We start from the raw sequence: 21,631 nt of genomic DNA on the forward strand, positions 1-21,631 counted from the left end.
ACAAAGACAGACAAGATGCCGATAAGAAAATAAAAGATGTTAGGAAACAATACCACAGTAAGAAGAACGATATATATTGTGGTCTGATGACCGATTTGGGTTAAACCAACTTACTTCCCCTTTCCTCCTTGCTGTTCAAACATAGACCTCTCGATTTCAAAGACTCGTTTTACATCAAAGTAAATGTCAGAAGAAGTGTAATTAGCATTCGTTTCGCCCAAAACAAGACGGTCACAACTACCGACTACCATCTGACTATTCACCTTAGGAATACCAAAGAAGAAGTAAACAAGGTTATATTCATCCCCCACTGATGTCACGGAGAAAGGATGTTCCTTACTACCATCACCGGTCATAAAGATTGTATCGAGAATGCGTGATAAACGAACAGAATAGACCTTAAGGCTATCGCTCAACATCCATGATTTATCGGGTTCGGTGGTTGAAAGTTTTCTGAAATGATAAATCTTAGACACAATAGCATTGGTATTAAGCGGATTGCTGGCAAGAACCTTATCTGCAAGCGTAGCAGCAACATCAAACTTACCTTCGTTCCTTGCCTTCGACATATCAAGTTCCATGAACATATCCCTACCATTATTAAGGTAAGTTCGTCCATAAACAGCCAAGATTTTGTCCTCAGCAGTCAATGTGGTATCAGCGTCAACATTGATAAGAATATCAACTAACTGCTGAACATGCTGTGGATTAGCATTCACTTCCGCTTTTATCTTATCCCAATTGACAGACATAAACGTCTTATCCGTCTGTGCTGATACTACTAACGGTAGCAGTAACAACATGAAAGCAAACAACTTTCTCATAGTCTTTTTGAATTTGTTTTTTATATATTTGTTAAGTCTTTGGGTGTTATTGTATATCTTCTTTATATAGTTGTCTTAGAATCTCGAGTAATCTTAGGGGTCATAGTTTTCTTAGTTTTCCTTATCTTTATAAGGCTGAGAGTGCTCTCATCTCTCAGCCCAGTCGCTCCTATCTAAGTTTCTATACCCTATTGCCTCAGCGATATGCTGTACTTGTACAGCCTCAGACTCTTCCAAGTCGGCTATCGAACGCGCTACTTTTAGAATCCTGTTATAGGCGCGAGCAGACAGTTTCAAACGCTCCATAGCATCACGGAGTAACTTAATAGAGGCTTCATCGGGCTCGGCAAACTCATGAATCATACGCTCAGACATCTGCGCATTACAATGAATATTACGATAACTGCTAAAGCGATCGGTCTGAATAGCACGTGCACGGATAACACGTTCACGAATAGCAGCACTCGACTCGCCCGGTGTTGCTTGTGATATATCTTTAAAGGGGAGAGGTGCAATCTCACACTGAATGTCGATTCTGTCCATTAATGGACCTGAAATCTTAGCAAGATACTTCTGAATCTGCCCTGGAGTACAAACACAATGATGCGTAGGGTCAGCAAAATAGCCACACGGACAGGGATTCATACTTGCTACAAACATGAAACTACAAGGATAAGTAACCGTATATTTGGCACGTGAAATCGTTATATGACGATCCTCTAAAGGCTGTCGAAGTACCTCTAAAGTGTGTTTATTAAACTCAGGTAACTCATCACAGAATAACACTCCATTATGTGCAAGGGTTATTTCACCCGGCATTGGATTGGCTCCACCACCCACGAGTGCAACCTCAGAGATAGTATGGTGAGGGCTACGGAAAGGACGTTGTGTAATCAATCCTGTGTCACGACGTAACTTACCGGCTATCGAATGAATCTGAGTTGTTTCTAAACTCTCTGAAAGAGACAAAGGAGGGAGGATAGAAGGAAGGCGCTTTGCCATCATACTCTTTCCACTTCCGGGTGGTCCAACCATGATAAGATTATGCCCACCAGCCGCTGCAACCTCTAATGCTCGCTTCACATTCTCTTGTCCACGGACATCAGCAAAGTCGAGGTCGAAAGCATATTGATGCTCGTAAAACTCTTTCCGTGTATCTACAAAACAAGGTTCTGGATTCGATGTACCATTGAGAAAGTCAATTACTTGCAAGATATTATCCATTCCATAGACCTCTAACGTGTCTACCACAGCCGCTTCATGCTCATTAGCTTTCGGCACAATGATACCTTTAAACTTCTCGGCTCGTGCCTTGATAGCTATGGGTAGTATACCTTTAACAGGCTGTAAAGTACCGTCAAGGCTCAACTCTCCCACAAGCATAAACTCTCGCAAACGGTCACAACTCATCTTCTCATTGGCAGCCAAGATGGCTATTGCCAATGGGAGATCGAAACTGGAGCCTTCCTTCTTGAGGTCGGCTGGAGCAAGATTGGCGGTGATATCGGCTACAGGAAACTTGTAACCAGTATTAAGAAGTGCTGCAGCTATACGGTCATGGCTTTCCTTTACCGCTCCGTCTGCAAGACCGGTAAGATGGAACAACACGCCCCGTGTGATACTAACTTCGACTGTCACGGTGGTGACTTCCATTCCGTTAACAGCTGCACAGAATGTTTTTACAAGCACAATATTAGTTTTTATTCGGCGCCATAACGCTGACGGATGGTGTTAGCAGTGATGTTTCTTTCGACTACTTTCCCATTGCGAATGACGATATTATCTGGTATAGTATTAAGACCAAAGGTTTTGAGTAGTGGTGTATTCAGTAGTTTTCCATCACAAACATTGGAAAACTCAATCCCATCACGCTCTAAAGTCTGCTTTACCTCCTTAGGATTGGCATCTACACAAATGCCCAAAGCAGCTATCTTTCCTGCTTTCACGGCATCACTCAGCGCACGTTGGACATCAAGACTCTCGTAACTCCATGCTGCCCATGTGCTGATAATAACGACGTCTTTTCCTTGAAAAGTCGTATTATTAACCGTCTTTCCATTGATATCTTTAGCTGAGAACTTAGGCAACTTACTACCGATTGGTAGCGAGCCCAACTCAGATAGATGTCGTTGAAGACGACCCAAAGTGGCATTATCGGGCTGTTCTTTTATCAATAAAGGTAAAAGCTTTGCAGCCTGCTTATAATCAGGAGATTCTGTTTGAACAAGATAACGATTGAGTAGATACACACTCACAGCAGACTCTGGATGGTCTTTGATAAATGCGATTGCATACTTCAACTCCTCTGGAGGAGAGGCACTTGCTATCTGTTTACGGAACTTAGTCATGAGTTCATTATCCTCCGTGCCCTCTACCTCCATCTCTTTCAAGTGGGAAGCATCCGCTTTTACCTCAACCGCTTCGCCCGATTCGGCAAAGATTGGTTGTGTAGAATAATTAGGGAAGATGATAATTAACGTAGAAGGTTTGCTACAAGGCTTCTCATAAGAGAAACGACCCGCCTCAATCTTGATGGTATCCAAACCCGCAATACCACCATCGGGACTATACACATAAAGCTCACCTTGATTCATATGCAAGAAGCGTCCTTCCATCTTGAAGTAACCGCTACGAGTACCACAAGAAATTAACAGCAGGGAGAACAAAAGAATGTATGCTATTCGCTTCATGCGCATAGGATTTAAGAAGAAGTGCCGCGAGCGGGACTCGAACCCGCACAGCCATTACTGGCCAAGGGATTTTAAGTCCCTCGTGTCTACCAATTCCACCATTGCGGCAAACCGTTTGCAAAGATAAGGCTAAATCTTCGAACTGGCAAAGGTTTTGCAAGTTTTTTTATTTATTAGCCTTATTACGCCTATTGAACCTATTAATCCAATCAGGCTAATTACCTTAATTTACCCCCAAAACACCATATGGTTCCGTACTTCTTGCACGATAGCGTATCAGTTTCTTGCCACTATCACCCGAAACAATGTTTCCGCCAGTGTTAAGGTTATACTTACGATGACAGTTATTACAAGTACCAAAGCCATCACTACTTATCTTCAACTCATAAGAACGCAAAGGAAGCGTATTCGTATTGAAGCAATTAGGACATTGCAAGTCGTAAGCATAGAAAGGATAAGGGTTTTCCAAGTTGCCATAACCAACAATAAGTCCATTGTTCAAGCCCACATGTTTCCAGCTCTCCAACCTAAGATCAATCCCATCAAACCACACAGGTGCACTTGATTTCAGTCCTTGATTGTTCTCAAAGAAGAAACAATAACGACCACTGACAACGTTAGTTCTTATCGTACAATACACACCCGGCGATAAAGGATTCATCGCTGAGGCAAGGATGGGGTCTTGATGTGTCTCGTTGTGAAAGGTAAAGAAGTTACGATGACTACTATACTCATAGTCAACTACATCACCACAAGATGACAATAGCACTACAAGCATTAACAAAACAGACTGAACAACCTTCTTCATACCTTACTCCTTTATCTATACAAAACCTATCAAGTCTTCCTCCTTAGGAAGGAGGTAAACGTCTTATTCGAATGGAATCATTGCCAACGCATCGGCAATCTTCTCAATACCTTCCTGTAAAGGCTTTGACACCATACCCTTTGCAAAGAAAGGAATATCAGCATCTATCGTGAGTTTCATCTTTGAAGAAGATTCTGTAACAGGCAGTATCTGAATCCAGAAATTAAAGGATAATGGCGAATTAGCACTTTCAAACTTAATCGTCTTAGGCTCTTCACGCTCGATAATACGCATAGAAATCTGACCAACAGGGTCAACATTCATAGACAAGGAGTCCTGATCAAAGGTGAGATTCTGCAATCTTTCTTTCACCTTATCCATCTCATCATTACCCGTAGAACCTTCTGGGAGACGTTCCTTCAGACGCTGTACATTATTCAAGTCGCTCAGCGTGTTGTATACACACTGCTGAGAATGGGGAATCTGCTTTACGCTACTTTCAAATTTTGTCATTGATAATCTTTATTGGGGAGTTTAAGAGAGAAGAACTGGAAGAAAGCAGAACTGATTGTAATAGAACTCTATAACTATATGTAGGGACGCACGAAGAATGCGTCCTCTACATAAAATTATATCCAATCAATCCCTAAGAAATAAAGGTCTTTACTTCCAGCGGAATACTTAGAGATTACTTTTTCCAGTTTGCTGGGTCCTTACGCCAATCATGCAACATAGAAACCTCAGACTCCTTGATATAACCAGTCTCAAGTGCTTTCTCTACAACATGCTCATAATCGGTGAGAGTAACAAGCTTTACATTAGCCTCACGGAATGCCTCCTCAGCAACTGGGAAACCATAGGTATAAGATGCAACCATACCCACAACTTCAAAACCAGCCTCACGAAGTGCAGCAACAGCTTTCAAAGAAGAGCCACCAGTTGAGATAAGGTCTTCTACAACGACAACCTTAGAACCTACAGGGAGTTCGCCTTCAATCTGATTTTTCATACCATGGTCCTTTGGTTTCGGACGAACGTATGCGTATGGCAATGCCAACTCATCAGCAACGAGCATACCCTGTGCAATAGCACCCGTAGCAACACCAGCCACAGCCGTAGCCTCAGGGAAGTTCTCAAGGATAGCATGAACCAACTCGAGCTTCACAAACGAACGTACGTCGTGGAACGACAACGTCTTGCGATTATCACAATAGAATGGTGACTTCCAACCACTTGCCCATGTAAATGGGTCATTAGGTTGCAACTTAATAGCTTTAATTCCGAGCAGTTTGCCTGCAAAGACTTTCTTTAAATCTTCCATCTTGATAGTTTATGGTTATATACTAACTGCAAACTTACACATTTTTTCTGAGACTAAAGGATAAAAAGACTATAAAAGAAGATAACAAGAACAGATGTTACTCCTATCAAATACAAGAGTGATTCTATTTGCTTTGAGTTGTATAACCCTTCCAAACAATCATCTAACGCAAATTTTACTACGACAAATTGCATTGGTGTTAAGCCTCCGCACCAATGGTGCGGACCATCAACACATCACGTGCGGACCATCAACACAACAAAAAAAGAGGGAGAAAAATATCCATATCTGCCACCAAAACTGATACTGTTAACTACTAATTACTTGCGAAGATGAGTACTACTTATAGACTAACAATAATAAAACAAAGAATAATGAGACAGCTTAATCATTATTCGCAAAGCCAAGTGAGAATACACTAATCTTGACATTCGCTCCTTTAAGGAGTTCTTTGGCAGCTGCAACGAGCGTGGCACCTGAAGTAATTACGTCATCAACCAACAAAATGTGTTGATTGTTTAAGGGGGAAGCATCGAGGAGGTGAAAGGCTTTCTCTACGTTTTCATTTCGTTCCCAACGACCTTTCTGCGTCTGACTGCCATGAAAACTGATACGTTCTAAGACCTTATCTAAGACAGGCAAACCAGTTTCTGCACTGATACCACGCGCTATCTCCACACTTTGATTATACCCTCTTTCTCGCTCACGCTGGCGAGCAAGTGGCACAGGAACCACAGCTGTGATTCCATCAAAGAAACCATCTTGTGCAAACTCTGCTGCCACAATACGTCCAAGACGCTCACCTATCTCAGGATGACCGCCATACTTCAATTGATAAAGCAAACGACTGGTATCAGAATGGGCTTTATAAAAGAAAAAGGCTGTGCCCTTTTCTATGGGAATCCTACCCCAAAAGAGACGCACAAGTTTATTATCATAACTCGACTTAGAATAGCCCGTACGAGGGAGACAATGATTACAACAAGCACACATCACCTCCTCCGTAACGGTCAGACGCCTACCACAAATCGTACATGAACGAGGGGCAAGGGTGTCTATCAGGCGAGCCAATAAACTAATCGTCTGTGTCATCGTCTACGAAGTCTACATCATCATCCGCAGCAACGACTCCTTCGTCTATACACCTGCGGATTAAATCCATCGTAAAACCACGTCCCATCGCAAACTTTATCAGCTTCATTGAACGTTCGTAATCGCTCTCTGCCTTGATTGTGCGATACTTACTCGCTAACAATGGGCGCAAGACTTCAAGATATTCTTCATCTTCAATAGCATCGAGGATGGGCGATGAGACGGAATTATCAACCTTTTTCATCCACAACGCCTGCTCAATCTTTCGTCTACCCCACTTGTTATAGCGGATTTTATCATGTACGAAAGACTCCGTATAACGGCTGTCATCAACGTAATGCAGCGTTATCAACTTCTCCATAACACGTGCTTGCGCATCTTCTGATAGTCCCCATTTGCGCATCTTCTCTAACATCTCGCCAGAGCAATGTTCGCCTTTCGCACATAAATCGGCAAGTTTCTTCAGGACTTGCGACTCTAATATAGGTCGTTTCTGTATCACGGTCGGATGGCTTTCGTGAATCGGAGCTTACCAAACTGGTCTTCTCGCAGTTCTATCTGCTTATAACCCAATTCGCTTAACATCTGCTTTACATTATCAATATATAATGGGTTGGTCTCAAAATAAAGTGCACCATCAGCTGACAAAGCCTGCACGCCATACTCAGCGATTGCCCGATAGAAGCGTAGTGGGTCATCGTCTGGAACGAAGAGAGCTGTTTCAGGTTCATACGCAAGTACGTTCTTCGCCATCCCTGTCCGTTCTTTGTCGCAGATGTAAGGTGGATTACTCACAATAATATCAAATTGCTGCTGCATAGCTGCTGCTGAAGGATGAAGCGCATCCTCCATTTTTAGCTCCACACGTACCTGATATTGATGTACATTCTCACGTGCAATAAGTAGTGCATCACCCGATATATCCCACGCTGTAACCGCCGAGTTGCGTAGGTCGGCAGCCAATGTAACAGCAATACAGCCACTGCCTGTCCCTACATCCAACACCTGCAGGGGTGCAGGAGGCTGCAAAGCACAATAACATTGGTTGTTATCCTCCTCTATCCAACGGCATAGCACCTCAGTCTCTGGGCGCGGAATCAATACGCCCGGAGCCACATGGAAAGTGCGCCCACAAAAGGTTTCACGTCCTAAAACATATTGTACAGGCTCCGAACGTTCCAAACGAAGGATGATTTTCTCTAATTCCTCCTCCTCTTCTCGGGATAATTCATTAACTTTGCCCGTATATATATCGGGCAGCGTAATGCCAAACTGCACCTCTAACACAAGCCGAACGATAGCTTGTGCCTCACCTTCATCATATAAAGGAGTGAGTCTGTGCCATAAATCTTGGTATGTCATAGCTGCAAAGATAGGAATTTTAATGAAATGAAACAAGAAGAAACTGACAAAAAATACATGCGTCGTTGCCTGCAATTAGCTCGTAATGGACAACAGCTTGCCAAGCCTAACCCAATGGTTGGTGCGGTTATTGTGAGCAAGGAGGGCAGGATTATCGGTGAGGGTTACCACGTACGCTGTGGCAAAGGACACGCAGAGGTGAACGCTTTTGCATCTGTAAGGAAAGAGGACGAGGCTTTGCTACGTGAAGCTACGGTGTATGTCAGTCTTGAGCCTTGCTCTCATTATGGGAAAACACCTCCTTGTGCCGACTTGATTATCAGCAAGGGTGTGCGCCGTGTTGTGTGTGGTTGCATCGATCCTTTTGCCGAAGTGCAAGGACGTGGAGTAAAGAAGATTCGCGAAGCAGGGATAGAAGTGACCGTGGGTGTATTGGAGAAAGAGTGTTTAGAACTGAATAAACGGTTTATTACTTATAATACACATAAACGACCTTATGTGATATTGAAGTGGGCAGAAACAGAAAGTAGACTAACCAACACGCCATTCAACACAACAACTGACACACCATTCAACACAACAACTGGCCCCTCCCCCTTACCCCTCCCCCATAGGGAGGGGAGTAATCACCGAGATACCCCTGAGGAAATATGTATATTGAATAGCACTGAAGAAAGTGTAACTACTTGTACTAATAATTCTGCTGTGGCTTACATTGGCAACTTGCCGAGTAAAGATTATCAGCCATTGATTATCTCTACACCCTTTACAAAGATGTTAGTACATAAGATGAGGGCGGAGAATGATGCGATTCTCGTTGGGAAAACAACGGAAGAATTAGAACAACCACAGCTGACAGTGAGGGAATGGAGCGGTCCAAGTCCAGAGAAATTGGTGCTGACAAGTCAACCGACAAAAGCTGGAGAATACGCAACACCGGCTGAAGTGCTGTCGCATCTCTATGCTGAAAAGAAGCAAAGTCTCATTGTGGAAGGTGGTGCAAAGACTTTACAGAGTTTTTTGGATGCAGGACTATGGGACGAGATACGCATAGAATCGGCTCCTTTCACTGTTAACGAAGGTATCGAAGCGCCAAAACTTCCAGAGAACATACGTGTTATAAAGGTAGAGAAGTATGTTAACACGATTGTAACCTACGAGCGAGCGTAGGATGAAATGACATCCATTCGATACAACAAAACGGCTAAAAACAATTTATCTTCATGAAAAAAAGAAATTCTTTTCATGAAGATAAATATTTATTTTCACGACAAAAAATATTTCTTTTCATGAAAATAATTCGACAATAAGACTGAGTTGAAAGTGCAATAGTCTTTTTAATTGCACTTATGTGTCATAATATTTAATACCATATCATCGGTAATACACATCGCTTCCTTACCTATACTTGTTAGGTTACGGATAGACTTATCAACATCTTCATCAATGATTCCCTCTGCAGACGTTACGTGTTTGCCCTCCATGGAAAGCGTTGCAGAAAGGATAGCTGTCGACACTCCCGATGAAATCTTCAGTGAACAACTTGGCTTCGCACCATCACAAATCATACCCGTAAGGTTGGCTATCATGTTCTTTACTGAATGACAAACATTGATATAATTGCCTCCCATCAGATAAGTAATACCACAACTGGAACCAATACTTGCCACGACACAACCACAAAGGGCAGATAGTGCACCAAGACTCTGCTTGATGTAGATGGCTGTGAGATGACTCAAGGTGAGTGCACGGATAAGTTCCTCACGTGTATTCTCATTCTCCTTCGCAAAGACAGCCACTGGGTTGGTTGCACAGATACCCTGATTTCCCGAACCGCTATTACTCATCACTGGTATCAAAGCACCACCCATACGGGCATCACAGGCAGAAGCGGTCTTCGCAATAACGTGTGAGAAGATGCTATTACCAAAGATACCACGACTCAAAGGACGGTCCATTATCTTACCCAAACAATGTCCGTAATTTCCTTTCAAAGCCTCAGCTGCAGCACGGAGGTTGTATCGCTTTGCCTCAAGGATAAACTCAATCTCATCGACAGGAGTAGTTGTAGCAAATTCCCATACCGTATTGAGGTTCAGGCAAAGGGGTGCTTTTTCGACAGCAGCTGTGCTGGGTTGCATCTTATCGAGCAGAACAGTACCGTCCTTCTCTTCAAAGACAATATTCGTATGAGTACCCATGATAATGGCTGTTGCACGATGTCCCTCAGCCTCACAAGTAATTTCTATGTATAGTTTCTCGGTGATACCGTCCTTCAGTTTGACATCAATTCGATTCTCACTGATAAATGTCTTGCCAGCCTCCAAAGTAACAGGTGTGAGGTCTTTGATAACCTCCAACTGATATTCTGACTTACCCACCAAAGCACCGAGGGCAATGGCAATAGGCAGACCGATCATTCCCGTTCCAGGAATACCGACTCCCATCGCATTCTTCAGAATATTAGCAGAGAGCAACACGCTAATATGTTCTGGTCTCTGACCTAACAACTCTGTAGCACGTGCAGTACACAATGCCACAGCCATTGGCTCTGTACAACCAACAGCAGGAACTACCTGCTGGTGTATCAACTCGATAATCTGTTCTCTAATGTTCTTCTCAAGCATAATGATGTGATTTAGGTTTAGCTTGATATTATTATGATATTAAATAATTCTCCTTCGTATCTACCCGCTCAAACATCAATCTATTTGAGAGAGCTTATTGTCTAACTCTTGTCGCATAGCCTCCATCTTTTGACGTCGGTCGATAGAGAATGTTGAGCCATTCGCCTCAACATAATCAAATAAAGCGTATGCTTTTTCCAACAGTATTTGGCGCAAAGGTTGCCCTTTGTAGCTTCCTTCGGCATAAAGTAACTCTGCAACCATATTGATTTTGTCTATCCGTTCTTCCTCTTTCCACTGCTCCTTGGCATATGTCAACAGCTCGTCAACAGAGAGATTACGTAAATCATCATACTCTCCAACATACTGTCTGTAAAGGTCTTTCAAGTCCTTATCTCGCTTCAACTCATCATCTTTCTTTGTTAGAAAGCGCGAAATTGCAGCATTGAATTCCTCTATCAAGCGAATAAAATAATCTCGTTGTAACATAGTAGATTTCCTTTTATGACACAAAAGTAAATAAAAAATTGATATAAATCCACTTTTCAGTGTGTAATTAAATAAAAAATACTTGTGGGTATCAAATCTAATACCTACCTTTGTAGCGAACTAAACTTGATAATACTATGCCAGAGATATTTCGATTCTATGGATTTTCATTCTTTTTCTATAGCCGAGAGCACGAACCAATCCACGTACATGTGGAAGGTGCAGAAGGCTTTGCAAAGTATAATTATGATGGTAATAACTTTGTGTTAGCTATCAGCAAAGGATTAAAAAACAATGAATTGAAGAAGATTAAATTTGTAATAGACGAGAATAAAGATATAATTATCTCACGTTGGAAAGAGTATTTTGAGGATTAAGGAGGTAGATATGGAAATTAAAAAAGTTTGGTTCGACCAAGAATATATATATGGTATAGATGAAGAGGGGCGTACACTTCGTCAGTCTCTCTTATGGTATCCTCGTCTTGCTATGGCTTCTGATAAAGAGCGGGAAAGCTACCAAATCGGATTTGATGGTATTCACTGGCGCAACTTAGATGAAGACATTAGCTTTGAGAGCTTCAGCTATGAGGATGCTGAGCCTACAGCGTTACAAAAGTTCTTCCTTACACATAAGGAACTGAACATTGCTGAGTTTGCAAAACTCATTGGTATCAATGCTTCCCTACTACGTAACTACATCAATGGGTTCAAGAAGCCATCTAAAGAAAGGGAAAAAGAGATATTAAGATGTATCCATAAAATTGGCTCCGAATATAGTACTATTACTTTTTAAAACTATAAACTTATTTGGATATAAATAAAACAATTAGCCCAATTAGCCAAATAAGGCCAATTGGGCTAACAAACCTAATAACTATTAGGACTGTGGAAGACTCTCCCACAGCTTCTTATAAAATTCATGTTTGGTCATTGTTTGGACATTACCAAGGATAATCAGCTTCATTCTGGCACGTGTTATGGCAACGTTCATACGGCGTAAATCACGTAAAAAACCTATCTGACCATCATCATTGGAACGCACAAGAGAAATGAGTATCACGTCGCGTTCTTGTCCTTGGAAGCCATCAACGGTGTTCACACTAATAAGACTTCGATAGGGCTTGAAGAACGCTCGCTTCTTAATCAAGCTGCGGAGATACTGCACTTGAGCACGATAAGGAGAGATAACGCCCACATCTATCCGCTCATCTAACATACGCTGCTTCCCTATCTTAGTAAAGTAATCGACTAAAGTCTTGAGTGTTAGCTCTGCTTCTCCTTTATTAATACGTCCAAAAGAAGAACCTACAAACTGCTCATGAAAGGCATTTTCCTTTTCGTTATCTGACTGAGAAGGAACAGAATTAGCGTTACTTTCCGTCAAATCATACGATGCAATGACCGCTTCATCGGACGTATCAATCCATACCATTGGGTTGTCATAATCGAGGATGCCACGATATTTAATCTGCGGAGCGGTCTCCACCTGTCCACCATAGAACCAATTGGATGAGAAGCGCATAATCTCTTCGTTCATTCGATACTGCACCTTCAACAGCGTTACAACCTCTGGTTTATTCTCTACGATACGTTCCATCAGGGTCTTTCCTAAGCCTCCACGCAGGGCAGCAATGCTTTTCACAGTCGGTGGAAGTTGACAATGATCACCCGCAAAGATAACTCTTGACGCTCTACGAATGGCTATCCAGCAGGCTGCTTCAAGGGCTTGTGCAGCCTCATCGATGAACAAAGTGGTGAACTTCTGACCTTCCATTATCCTACTGTTAGCACCAACGAGGGTGGAAGCAACGACACGTGCCTCTCCAAACAGCTCGGCATTGATGCGTATTTCAAGCTCAGTGGCACGGCTCTTCAGCCTATCCATCTTCTGATGATAGCTTTCAGAACCTTTCTTTCTGTTGTTCCTCAGTTCACGAATAGCCTTCCGAATCGACCACAACTGTGGGTAGTCTGGATGCGCTTCAAACTTCCTTTCGTATGTAAAACCTAACATCTTATCGTTCACTCGAGTAGGATTACCAATGCGAAGGACATTGATACCACGGTCGACAAGCTTCTCACAAATCCAGTCAACAGCCATATTACTCTGCGCACAAACCATAACCTGACTCTCTCGCATCAGTGTTTCGTTGATCGCTTCGACCAATGTTGTTGTCTTACCTGTTCCTGGTGGACCATGAACTACCGCCACATCTTTTGCCCATAACACCTCGTTGACAGCCTTTTCTTGTGTCGGATTCAGCCAAGGTAATCGAATCGGAGCAAAGGAGAACTTCTCAACCTTTTGTCGTGAATAGAATAAATCGCGAAGATAGGCAAGCCTATTTCCCTTTGCTTTCATGGTACGGTCTAACGCATCGAACATCATTTGATAACTCGTTTCATCAAAACCTAATTGACAACCAACCTGTTCTGAAGCTGATTGGAGGTCTAACAAGGGTGCAGAATCAGGGACAGCAACAACCATTCTGTCGCCTTCTACATAAGATACCGTACCTGTAAAACCATAGTATTTCAGTTGAACTGCCTTATTAGGAGTCCCCTCCCCTTTCTCAATAAACTTAAAGAAAAGGAGTGGTCTACCACATTCAAAGTTATGTTCGATATCCCCATCCTGTGTACGAAATACCTCAATGCACAGTTGGTTGAGTCCATTATAAAACCGTTTGCCCACCCTTAATGGGAACCAAGCGTCACCTCGCTTCACTTTCCGCTGCATACCTGCAGCCTCAGTCTGCTTTCTAAAGGCTTCTTTCTCGGCATAATACTCCATTTGGAGCAGTAAACGCTGACGTTGTAAGAGTTGTATTGGACTTTCCTGAAGCATATCTTTTTATAGTTGACGAGTTAACAAGTTGACGAGTTAACAAGTTATATCTTTTTATAGTTGACGAGTTAACAAGTTGACAAGTTAATCGCTTTATCTCTGTTTCAAACACTTTACAAATATAATACTTTTTATCCAATATCCATTCTACAACGAATAAAAAACAGGAAGGGCTTAACAACTGAAGTCATCCTCTATCTCTGCGACTTTACCCATTTGCAAACCAGGAGGCGCACAAGATGATAAGAACAAGGCAACACGGAGTTCCTCATAATCTGTAGGCAAGGAAAGAACAAGGTCTAACTTCCCATCTCCATCCAAGTCACCTGCAAACAGAAGTGCAAAACTTGCTGCATCGACCCTTGCCTCCCTAACTATTCGTTCCCCATTCAGCAATAATGTATAGTTCTTTAATTGGCTTTCTCCCTGCGCCTTTGCCTCTAACTTGTAATGCTTTCCAGCAAAAGTAAAATTCCTTACAGAGCCTGGTTCCAAGTAGGTACTATCTGAAAATGCAACATCAGCAATCTTAACTTTTCCCTTCTTTATTGGCAACTGATTGACAAACAATATCGTGTTTCGCTTTTCTGCCAAGTATGTTGGAATAGTACTTGAGCACGCATCCTCTCTCATCTCAATACCATACCGAGCTTTACCAACATAATAATCCTTCCCATCTTTATAGAGTTCAACCCAATTCCGGTTAATTATCGTATCTGGATTACACAAACGATAATTAAAAGGAACAAGAATCTTATATGTTAGTGGTGTCTTCTTCGCAACCTTAACACTATCAACCTTCTTTACAGGCACACTATCGTCCCGTTGCACCGACAGCTCCTTTGCCTGACTAACGGGCTTCTTATCGGTACAAGAAAGAAGTATCATACAAAGACTCAACAAAAAAACAAGAAACTTAACTTTCTTCATAATCACATGTTTAACACCTTTCAGCAAACATTATTATCATATATCACACTCTGCAAAAATAACACTTTTCCCTCTATATTCCAACCTCAAACACTATAAAAGACACAATAGTATTAACTATATATGGGTATTTTGCACCATAACCCCACTTATTTACCTTTTTTATCCTAACTTCTTACACCACTTCCACGATTATTTACTATATTTGTCATCAATAATTAACAATAAGAACTAAGACTTTTAAGCTTATGAAAACAAACAAAGTGCAAATTGAGCACAAACTTCCTTCAGAGTGTACAACCATCATCATTGGTCAAGAACAGACTGCTGATGGTTCTATGATAGTAGCGCGTTCAGAGGACTGGGACGCTATGGAAGCTAAGAACTACGAGATATTTGAGGGTACAGACAATGGTCCACGTGAGTTCGTTGCAAAGGATAGTCCTTTCCGTTGCGAACTCCCAGAGAAGGCTTTAGGCTATTCTGCCCTTTCTCCGTATAATCTTCACGGTCATTGGGGCAGTGCTGGTTTCAACACAGCAGGTGTGGGAATGAGTGCTACGGAGAGTATCTTCAGTAGTGACGAGGTGTTGAAACATGACCCATTGGTCGAGAATGGTGTGGCAGAGAACTCTGTCTTCAACATTACCCTACCTTACGTCCACACCGCCCGCGAAGGTGTTGAGCGATTGGGTATGCTCATCGAGAAGTATGGTATTGCTGAAGGCTTCGGCATTGGCTTTGTAGATAGCAAGGAGATATGGTACTTGGAGACAGCTTGCGGCCATCGTTGGTTGGCTTGCCGTATGCCAAAAGATCAGTATTTCGTTACTGGTAACCAGAGCCGCTTCCGTACATACGACCCTAATGATAAGGAAAATTATCTCGCATCAGCCGACTTGATTGAGTTTGCTGAGAAGCATGGACTTTACAATCCAGCACAGGGTGCCTTTGATTTCCATGAGGCTTACGCACGTGATATCAAACTCGACACCACCTATAACTACCCACGTGTATGGGGTTTGCAGCAGTTCTTCTCTCCAGAGATTAAGAATGACGTAACAAAGAACACCTTCCCTGTCTTTGCAAAAGCTGCTCATAAGGTCACACTGACCGAACTTCGCACGGCATTCCGCTTCCACTACGACAATACGGAGCACGACCCATATCTCAATAGCAATCCGAAGGAGCCTTACCGTCCTGTCTCTATCTTCCGTACCACACAGACCCATCTCTTGCAGGTACGCCCAGAACTGCCACAGGCTATCGGTTGTGTGAATTATGTTGCTATGGGTATGGCAGACCTCGGTGTGTTCCTCCCACTCTATCAGGGCATTACTTCTTATCCAGAGGCTTACACAAAGGGTAATGGCGAGTCAAGTGATGACTCTGCTTACTGGAAGTTCCGCAAGATAATGGTATTGGGTATGACCAACTATAACAAGTATGCTCCTGTCATCAAAGAGGCGTATGCAAAGTTTGAAGCTGAGACCGATCAGCGTCAATGTGAGATGGAAGAAGAATATCTACGCATCTACAAGACGCAACCTCTCCATGCACAAGACCTGTTACAGGCGTTCTCTGATAAGATTCTTAACAGTGCTCTCGACCTTGCCGATCGTCTACAAGAGAAACTCTTTACACTGATGACACAAGACATTCAGCAGGAGTATCTCTTCCACGGAGCATAAAAGCAAGGAGAATCCTACTTTTATAACAATAAGACAGGCTGTATCAAGTAGCACACAATGCCTCTTGGTACAGCCTTATTTAGGTAAAAAACACCAGCAAGAACGATAAGGGAAAGGTAAAAAATCAATTGTTTCACAATATATATAACTTTTTTTTCCTAACTTTGCAGACAAGAGCTATTGCACAGCTATCCTATGGTAGCAAAGTAAAGCTTGAAAAACTCGCTCTGATAGTTCAATGGATAGAACGTAGGTTTCCTAAACCTTTGATCCGGGTTCGATTCCCGGTCGGAGTACTAAACATCATTTCTTATCCTCTCCCTTGTAAGAGAGAAGAGTCTGATTATCATTTTTATGTAGATTTACTACTAACAACCTAAAGGAAACATATACCCCCATAGTATTTTTCAAACGCTCTCAAGCAACAGAGAGACTAAAGAAGAGGCTTTATGATTGGTGCTATTATAGGAGATATTGTAGGCTCACGCTTCGAATTCGGAGCAGCTCCACAGCAAGGGTTTGAGCTTTTTACACCCGATTGTTCTTACACAGATGATACGATTTGCACCATCGCTATTGCCGATGCGGTGCTGAATGAACGTGACTATCAGGAGAGTCTGCTCGATTGGTGTCGGCGTTATCCAGACCCAATGGGCGGATATGGCAATCGTTTCTATCAATGGATTAACTCCGATAATCCCCAGCCTACGGATTCATTTGGTAATGGTTCTGCCATGCGTGTCAGCCCTATTGGGTGGCTATTCGACGAGTGGGAGGATGTAATTGAGGAAGCTAAGAAGAGTGCTATCGTAAGTCATAATCACCCCGAAGGCATTAAGGGTGCACAATGTATTGCTGAAGCGATTTGTTGGCTACGCTTGATGCGCTTTTCTAAGTCGGATGTCGAGCGCAAAGTTGAAAAGTTCTTTGGCTACGAGTTACCACCTATGCGGGACATTAAGAAGATTGGTTCTGAAGGACACTTTGATGGAACCTGTCAGGAAACCGTACCGATGGCACTGCGTTGTTTCATGGATGCTAATAGCTTTGAGGAGACTATCCGCCTCGCTGTACTATGTGATGGTGATACCGACACGAAGGCTTGCATCGCTGGTTCGGTTGCCGAAGCCTATTATCCTGTGCCAGAATGGATAATCGAAAAGGCAATCAGCTACTTGCCAGATGATATGCTCAACATCCTCGGACAGTTTTATGAGCGCATACAAGATAGCTGTGGAACGAAGAAAGGATAACTTTAAGCCTTTAAAAATACGATTTTTCAAGTCTAACAATGCTGTTTTGAAAGCCTTAAAACAGCATTGTTACTGATTATTTTCATGAACAAAAAGATTTATTTACGTGAAAAGAAATATTTACTTTCATAAAGAAAAATATTTATTTTCATGAAAATAATTCATCGTTGATGGTCTTTCATAAACGTCTCCAACTGCTTTCGATACTGAATACCCGTATCCTCGCCTATTTTAAGGATAGCTTTTATCGCCTTTGCATTGAAGTCGGTGACACCATAAGAACCTAAATCGGGATTAATATAGAGGTCGGCTTTCGTGCGATTGACATTATATTTCTTTATATCAGGACGTTCTGCCAACCAATCTAAGATACCTCCCAGTCCCTTCAGAAAGCCAAAAGGCGAACGATAGTCATCATGTTTGCGCTGTTGAAGGTCAACGGCAATAACGATATCTGCCCCCATCTTTCGTACAACATCCACTGGAAGATTATTGCCCATACCACCATCCACCAGCATCAGCGTGTCTATCTGCACAGGTTTGAACGCACCGGGAATAGCCATACTGGCACGCATATTACGCGCTAAAGAACCAGTATCAAGGACTATTTCTTGTTGACGACGGATGTCAAAGGCTACACACGAGAAGGGAATAGCCCGCTTAACGGTACCACGTTGTACGGGAGAACGACTGACGAGTGAGTCAAGGAAATTATAGACATGGTCACCATGCAACATCCAGAACCCTGTATTTTTATCAGCATCAGCCTTTTTACGCACAGGAAAGCCGAAGAGATAGATTACACCATCTTCCTCTTTATAGACCTTTCCAACCAATGTTGTGTCTCTATCTGCCAAAAGTGCCAGCCAATTCTGCGAGCGGAAGAGTTTTTCGAGGTCATCTGCACGATAGCCCTGTGCGTATAATCCGCCAATAATCGCTCCTATACTTGTTCCGGCAATATAGTCAACAGGAATCTTTTCTCGCTCCAACTCCTTTAGTATTCCTATGGCTGCAGCACCTTTCGCACCACCACCACCAAGTACAAGTCCCACCTTTGGGCGGGTCTTCCCACCTTTGTTCTGTTGCTGTGCCTTCACAGATAAACCACAGCATATCAGCATCAGAAATACAAGTAAGTATTTTTTCATAGCGACAAAATTAATGTTTTTCTAAGAGAAAAGCGTGTTTTTTCCTTTTATTGTTGCTTTTCATTTCTCCAACAATCTTCATATTTCCTCAAAAGCAAGTAACTTGTTCACTCGTCAACTTGTCTACTTGTCAACTCCAAAACAATCAACTCGTCTACTCGTCAGCTTGTCTACTCGTCAACTTTTCCTTACCTTTGCACCATGAAGTTCCATCCTATCCTATCAGAACAGCCCCTACCCGCTCGGTTTAATAATCCTTTCGATTACGAACCGGACGCTCTTTGCCGTGCAGCAGTCAACCAGTTGCAGGCAGATTTCCCTATGGAACCAATCGAAGGAAAGATGTATGGCGTTCTGATTGTTGAGCGAAACGGAGAGATTGGTTATCTGCAAGCCTACTCAGGACAGATAGCTGATGAGGGAGAAGACTTTGTTCCTGCTGTTTTCGACTATCTCCAGCCCGATGGTTACTTCAAGATTCATGAGGCAGAGATTACCCAATTGAATCAAAAGATAGCCCAACTAAAAGCCTCAACAGCCTATCGACAGGCACAGGAAAACCTAAAAAAGATTCAGCAAGAGGCAGAAAAGGCTATCGACGAAGCACGGAAAGTGATGCAAGGAGCTAAGTTCTTACGTGACAAACGCCGTAAAGAGGCTTTTATTTCAGAGGCAGAACGCAACGAGATGACACGTCAGAGCCAGTTTCTTAAAGCCGAATTGCAACGTAAGAAAAAGGCTTATACTGAACAGATTACCGCTGCACAGACAGTTATGAACAGATATCAAGAACAGATAACAGCTTGGAAACGAGAGCGGAAAATGAAGTCTGACCGTCTACAACGTTGGCTTTTCTCCCAATTCTCTATGCTCAATGCACGCGGAGAACGTAAGAACTTACTCGATATCTTCCGTGATTACTATCTGCAGAACAGTCCTGCACGTACGAAGGCTGCCCATATAACAAGTGTAAATACTGCTGAACGTACTGCCAAGGAGAGTCTCGCAGCTTCACTACTTCCGCCTTCTGGTGCAGGTGAATGCTGTGAACCAAAGCTCTTACAATATGCCTTTCTTCATGGTTATAAGCCTATTAGCATGGCTATGTTTTGGTGGGGACCATCGCCAAAGACCGAGATTAGACAGCATGGAAACTACTATCCTGCTTGCAATGGAAAGTGTAAACCTATCTTGGAGTGGATGTTGGAAGGGATAGACGTTGACGATAAGGATTGCAATAGGACAGATAATAAAACCGAATTAGCTCTTTCTGAAAGACTACAAATACTCTATGAAGACGATTATCTTGCAGTAGTTGTCAAACCATCGGGCTTACTTTCTGTTGCTGGAAAAGGCAATCAAGCATCCATTTATAGTATTCTTTGCGAGCGATGGAAGGGTAAGAGCGATGCATTTATGGTACATCGATTAGACATGGCAACAAGTGGTTTGCTCGTTGTTGCGCGTACTTCTGAGGTTCATAAGGCTTTGCAAGCACAGTTTATTAGGCGAACAGTAAAGAAGAAGTATGTTGCTCTGCTTCCTCTCTCTATCCTCGAAAAGCAGTTACCAGCAGAGGGACGGATAGAACTTCCACTCTCTCCCGACCCAGACGACCGTCCTCGGCAGCGTGTTGATAGAACTAATGGGAAGCCAGCTATCACCGAGTATCGCCTTATCGGTAAGACAACATACGGAAAAGAAACATTGAAAGCAGTGAAGATTGAGCTCTATCCGCTGACAGGTCGTACCCACCAGCTGCGCGTTCATTGTGCTCATCCAGACGGATTGGGTACTCCTATCATTGGTGATAACCTCTACGGACAACGAGCTGAACGCCTTTGGTTACACGCAGCTCACCTTGAGTTCACCCATCCCATAACCCAAGAGCGGATGAGTTTTGATACTCCTTTATAGGTATCGAAGCTATCTACTCTTCGCTTTTCGGTTCTTCCGTATTGCTTTTGCAGAAGAATCGAAGTTACACATTCAATAAAAACATAGCTAATACAGTCAACTATCTGTCCTTTTATCATCCTCTGACATTAAAAATCATTTCTTTTTAGACTTCGAAATTCTGCAGACAAGAGTTTGAAAAATCATTACATAATTTCGAATAAGACATCAATAAATAACGGCAAAACCACATACAAAAAGCAGGTCTGTAATCAACAGCAAATCAATTAGTTATAAAATGGCAAAGTAAAAGGTGCTTAATTGGACTTCAAAAGGGCGTTAGTAAGAGTCTTAAAGAGCACCTTTAGCAAGTCAATTAGGTATCTTTTAGGAGCCAAAAGAGCATGTATTCAAAATTATGATGTGAAAAATTATGACAGAATAATAAGTTATTAGCCTAATTAGTCCAATTAGACCAAATAGCCTAATTAGGCTAATAGGAATAAGTTGTTTGTAGAAGGCAGATAAACATCACACCTAATTACATTTATCATGCAGTTTATCTGCCGTTCTAAAACCATCTAACTGGGGGGGTAATTATACCGGTGTTGGGTGATGGTTGTTGGGTGTTGAGCCTTTATAAAACA

General features: G+C 42.5%; 20 protein-coding genes and 2 tRNA genes. 7 read left to right on the top strand and 15 right to left on the bottom strand.

Translation table 11 applies throughout. The features are described from left to right. Positions 1–110 precede the first annotated feature (110 nt). The 10 genes from HMPREF1505_RS02440 to prmC form a co-directional block, all read right to left on the bottom strand. On the bottom strand, positions 111–824 hold the full coding sequence (locus tag HMPREF1505_RS02440; protein WP_036922025.1) for a DUF4919 domain-containing protein: 714 nt from the start codon (positions 822–824) through the stop codon (positions 111–113). Positions 825–971: 147 nt separating this feature from the next. After that, entirely contained in the window at positions 972–2,513 is a 1,542-nt protein-coding gene (locus tag HMPREF1505_RS02445; protein WP_036922029.1) for a YifB family Mg chelatase-like AAA ATPase, read from the bottom strand. A gap of 11 nt (positions 2,514–2,524) precedes the next feature. Further along, positions 2,525–3,520 (bottom strand): TlpA disulfide reductase family protein, encoded by a 996-nt coding sequence (locus HMPREF1505_RS02450; RefSeq protein WP_036922032.1) that lies wholly within the window; start codon positions 3,518–3,520, stop codon positions 2,525–2,527. A gap of 16 nt (positions 3,521–3,536) precedes the next feature. After that, positions 3,537–3,622, bottom strand: a tRNA-Leu gene (locus tag HMPREF1505_RS02455). A 115-nt stretch (positions 3,623–3,737) separates the two neighbouring features. Then, entirely contained in the window at positions 3,738–4,322 is a 585-nt protein-coding gene (locus HMPREF1505_RS02460; RefSeq protein WP_036922035.1) for a hypothetical protein, read from the bottom strand. Between the two features lie 63 nt (positions 4,323–4,385). Further along, positions 4,386–4,835 carry a polyketide cyclase gene (locus HMPREF1505_RS02465; protein ID WP_036922038.1) on the bottom strand — a complete coding sequence of 150 codons (450 nt, stop codon included), beginning with the start codon at positions 4,833–4,835 and terminating at the stop codon, positions 4,386–4,388. Positions 4,836–5,010: 175 nt separating this feature from the next. After that, a complete protein-coding gene (pyrE, locus tag HMPREF1505_RS02470) occupies positions 5,011–5,643 on the bottom strand; it encodes an orotate phosphoribosyltransferase (RefSeq protein ID WP_036922041.1) in 633 nt (210 codons plus the stop codon). Positions 5,644–6,027: 384 nt separating this feature from the next. Beyond that, positions 6,028–6,735, bottom strand: a complete 708-nt coding sequence (locus tag HMPREF1505_RS02475) for a ComF family protein (protein WP_036922045.1) — start codon at positions 6,733–6,735, stop codon at positions 6,028–6,030. Continuing rightward, on the bottom strand, positions 6,719–7,237 hold the full coding sequence (locus tag HMPREF1505_RS02480; protein ID WP_036922049.1) for a regulatory protein RecX: 519 nt from the start codon (positions 7,235–7,237) through the stop codon (positions 6,719–6,721). Before HMPREF1505_RS02480 ends, HMPREF1505_RS02475 begins: the two co-directional genes overlap by 17 nt. Next, positions 7,234–8,097 (bottom strand): peptide chain release factor N(5)-glutamine methyltransferase, encoded by an 864-nt coding sequence (prmC, locus tag HMPREF1505_RS02485; RefSeq protein ID WP_036922052.1) that lies wholly within the window; start codon positions 8,095–8,097, stop codon positions 7,234–7,236. Before prmC ends, HMPREF1505_RS02480 begins: the two co-directional genes overlap by 4 nt. Before the next feature lie 27 nt (positions 8,098–8,124). On the opposite strand from prmC, the gene ribD reads away from it, so the two are divergent. Further along, complete coding sequence (gene ribD, locus HMPREF1505_RS02490) at positions 8,125–9,267, top strand: bifunctional diaminohydroxyphosphoribosylaminopyrimidine deaminase/5-amino-6-(5-phosphoribosylamino)uracil reductase RibD (protein WP_036922055.1); 1,143 nt, start codon at positions 8,125–8,127, stop codon at positions 9,265–9,267. A 167-nt stretch (positions 9,268–9,434) separates the two neighbouring features. Here the strand turns inward: ribD and HMPREF1505_RS02495 are convergent, their stop codons facing one another. Further along, positions 9,435–10,724, bottom strand: coding sequence for a serine dehydratase subunit alpha family protein (locus HMPREF1505_RS02495; protein WP_036922059.1), 1,290 nt, complete (start codon positions 10,722–10,724; stop codon positions 9,435–9,437). Positions 10,725–10,799: 75 nt separating this feature from the next. Continuing rightward, positions 10,800–11,213: a hypothetical protein gene (locus HMPREF1505_RS02500; protein ID WP_036922063.1), complete on the bottom strand. Its 414-nt coding sequence runs from the start codon at positions 11,211–11,213 to the stop codon at positions 10,800–10,802. A 137-nt stretch (positions 11,214–11,350) separates the two neighbouring features. Between HMPREF1505_RS02500 and HMPREF1505_RS02505 the strand changes: the two genes are divergently transcribed. Both HMPREF1505_RS02505 and HMPREF1505_RS02510 read left to right on the top strand, forming a co-directional pair. Continuing rightward, the gene (locus HMPREF1505_RS02505; protein WP_036922066.1) at positions 11,351–11,590 is read left to right on the top strand and encodes a DUF4160 domain-containing protein; all 240 of its coding nucleotides are present in this window, start codon (positions 11,351–11,353) and stop codon (positions 11,588–11,590) included. 10 nt (positions 11,591–11,600) lie between these two features. Then, complete coding sequence (locus HMPREF1505_RS02510) at positions 11,601–12,008, top strand: DUF2442 domain-containing protein (protein WP_036922088.1); 408 nt, start codon at positions 11,601–11,603, stop codon at positions 12,006–12,008. An 84-nt stretch (positions 12,009–12,092) separates the two neighbouring features. Here the strand turns inward: HMPREF1505_RS02510 and HMPREF1505_RS02515 are convergent, their stop codons facing one another. Together HMPREF1505_RS02515 and HMPREF1505_RS02520 are read right to left on the bottom strand one after the other, a co-directional pair. Then, on the bottom strand, positions 12,093–14,063 hold the full coding sequence (locus tag HMPREF1505_RS02515) for an AAA domain-containing protein (RefSeq protein WP_036922069.1): 1,971 nt from the start codon (positions 14,061–14,063) through the stop codon (positions 12,093–12,095). Between the two features lie 174 nt (positions 14,064–14,237). After that, positions 14,238–14,993 carry an FG-GAP repeat protein gene (locus tag HMPREF1505_RS02520; RefSeq protein WP_197017490.1) on the bottom strand — a complete coding sequence of 252 codons (756 nt, stop codon included), beginning with the start codon at positions 14,991–14,993 and terminating at the stop codon, positions 14,238–14,240. A 248-nt stretch (positions 14,994–15,241) separates the two neighbouring features. On the opposite strand from HMPREF1505_RS02520, the gene HMPREF1505_RS02525 reads away from it, so the two are divergent. The 3 genes from HMPREF1505_RS02525 (at position 15,242) to HMPREF1505_RS02535 (ending at position 17,937) form a co-directional block, all read left to right on the top strand. Beyond that, positions 15,242–16,684 (top strand): C69 family dipeptidase, encoded by a 1,443-nt coding sequence (locus HMPREF1505_RS02525; RefSeq protein ID WP_036922076.1) that lies wholly within the window; start codon positions 15,242–15,244, stop codon positions 16,682–16,684. 224 nt (positions 16,685–16,908) lie between these two features. Then, a tRNA-Arg gene (locus tag HMPREF1505_RS02530) sits at positions 16,909–16,980 on the top strand. 153 nt (positions 16,981–17,133) lie between these two features. Next, positions 17,134–17,937: an ADP-ribosylglycohydrolase family protein gene (locus tag HMPREF1505_RS02535; RefSeq protein WP_036922078.1), complete on the top strand. Its 804-nt coding sequence runs from the start codon at positions 17,134–17,136 to the stop codon at positions 17,935–17,937. Positions 17,938–18,098: 161 nt separating this feature from the next. On the opposite strand, the gene HMPREF1505_RS02540 is transcribed toward HMPREF1505_RS02535, so the two are convergent. After that, positions 18,099–19,088 carry a patatin-like phospholipase family protein gene (locus tag HMPREF1505_RS02540; RefSeq protein ID WP_036922083.1) on the bottom strand — a complete coding sequence of 330 codons (990 nt, stop codon included), beginning with the start codon at positions 19,086–19,088 and terminating at the stop codon, positions 18,099–18,101. A 201-nt stretch (positions 19,089–19,289) separates the two neighbouring features. Here HMPREF1505_RS02540 and HMPREF1505_RS02545 point away from each other — a divergent pair, with 201 nt between their 5' ends. Then, positions 19,290–21,005, top strand: a complete 1,716-nt coding sequence (locus HMPREF1505_RS02545) for an RluA family pseudouridine synthase (protein WP_036922085.1) — start codon at positions 19,290–19,292, stop codon at positions 21,003–21,005. Positions 21,006–21,631 lie beyond the last annotated feature (626 nt).

The sequence above is a fragment of the Prevotella sp. ICM33 genome (assembly GCF_000517825.1).
In the GTDB taxonomy this organism is placed as follows: domain Bacteria; phylum Bacteroidota; class Bacteroidia; order Bacteroidales; family Bacteroidaceae; genus Prevotella; species Prevotella melaninogenica.

Coding starts and splice junctions, on each gene's coding strand:
- HMPREF1505_RS02440 (WP_036922025.1), bottom strand. CDS start 824: ATGAGAAAGTTGTTTGCTTTCATGTTGTTACTGCTACCGTTAGTAGTA.
- HMPREF1505_RS02450 (WP_036922032.1), bottom strand. CDS start 3,520: ATGCGCATGAAGCGAATAGCATACATTCTTTTGTTCTCCCTGCTGTTA.
- HMPREF1505_RS02460 (WP_036922035.1), bottom strand. CDS start 4,322: ATGAAGAAGGTTGTTCAGTCTGTTTTGTTAATGCTTGTAGTGCTATTG.
- HMPREF1505_RS02465 (WP_036922038.1), bottom strand. CDS start 4,835: ATGACAAAATTTGAAAGTAGCGTAAAGCAGATTCCCCATTCTCAGCAG.
- pyrE (WP_036922041.1), bottom strand. CDS start 5,643: ATGGAAGATTTAAAGAAAGTCTTTGCAGGCAAACTGCTCGGAATTAAA.
- HMPREF1505_RS02475 (WP_036922045.1), bottom strand. CDS start 6,735: ATGACACAGACGATTAGTTTATTGGCTCGCCTGATAGACACCCTTGCC.
- prmC (WP_036922052.1), bottom strand. CDS start 8,097: ATGACATACCAAGATTTATGGCACAGACTCACTCCTTTATATGATGAA.
- ribD (WP_036922055.1), top strand. CDS start 8,125: ATGAAACAAGAAGAAACTGACAAAAAATACATGCGTCGTTGCCTGCAA.
- HMPREF1505_RS02495 (WP_036922059.1), bottom strand. CDS start 10,724: ATGCTTGAGAAGAACATTAGAGAACAGATTATCGAGTTGATACACCAG.
- HMPREF1505_RS02500 (WP_036922063.1), bottom strand. CDS start 11,213: ATGTTACAACGAGATTATTTTATTCGCTTGATAGAGGAATTCAATGCT.
- HMPREF1505_RS02505 (WP_036922066.1), top strand. CDS start 11,351: ATGCCAGAGATATTTCGATTCTATGGATTTTCATTCTTTTTCTATAGC.
- HMPREF1505_RS02510 (WP_036922088.1), top strand. CDS start 11,601: ATGGAAATTAAAAAAGTTTGGTTCGACCAAGAATATATATATGGTATA.
- HMPREF1505_RS02515 (WP_036922069.1), bottom strand. CDS start 14,063: ATGCTTCAGGAAAGTCCAATACAACTCTTACAACGTCAGCGTTTACTG.
- HMPREF1505_RS02520 (WP_197017490.1), bottom strand. CDS start 14,993: ATGAAGAAAGTTAAGTTTCTTGTTTTTTTGTTGAGTCTTTGTATGATA.
- HMPREF1505_RS02525 (WP_036922076.1), top strand. CDS start 15,242: ATGAAAACAAACAAAGTGCAAATTGAGCACAAACTTCCTTCAGAGTGT.
- HMPREF1505_RS02535 (WP_036922078.1), top strand. CDS start 17,134: ATGATTGGTGCTATTATAGGAGATATTGTAGGCTCACGCTTCGAATTC.
- HMPREF1505_RS02540 (WP_036922083.1), bottom strand. CDS start 19,088: ATGAAAAAATACTTACTTGTATTTCTGATGCTGATATGCTGTGGTTTA.
- HMPREF1505_RS02545 (WP_036922085.1), top strand. CDS start 19,290: ATGAAGTTCCATCCTATCCTATCAGAACAGCCCCTACCCGCTCGGTTT.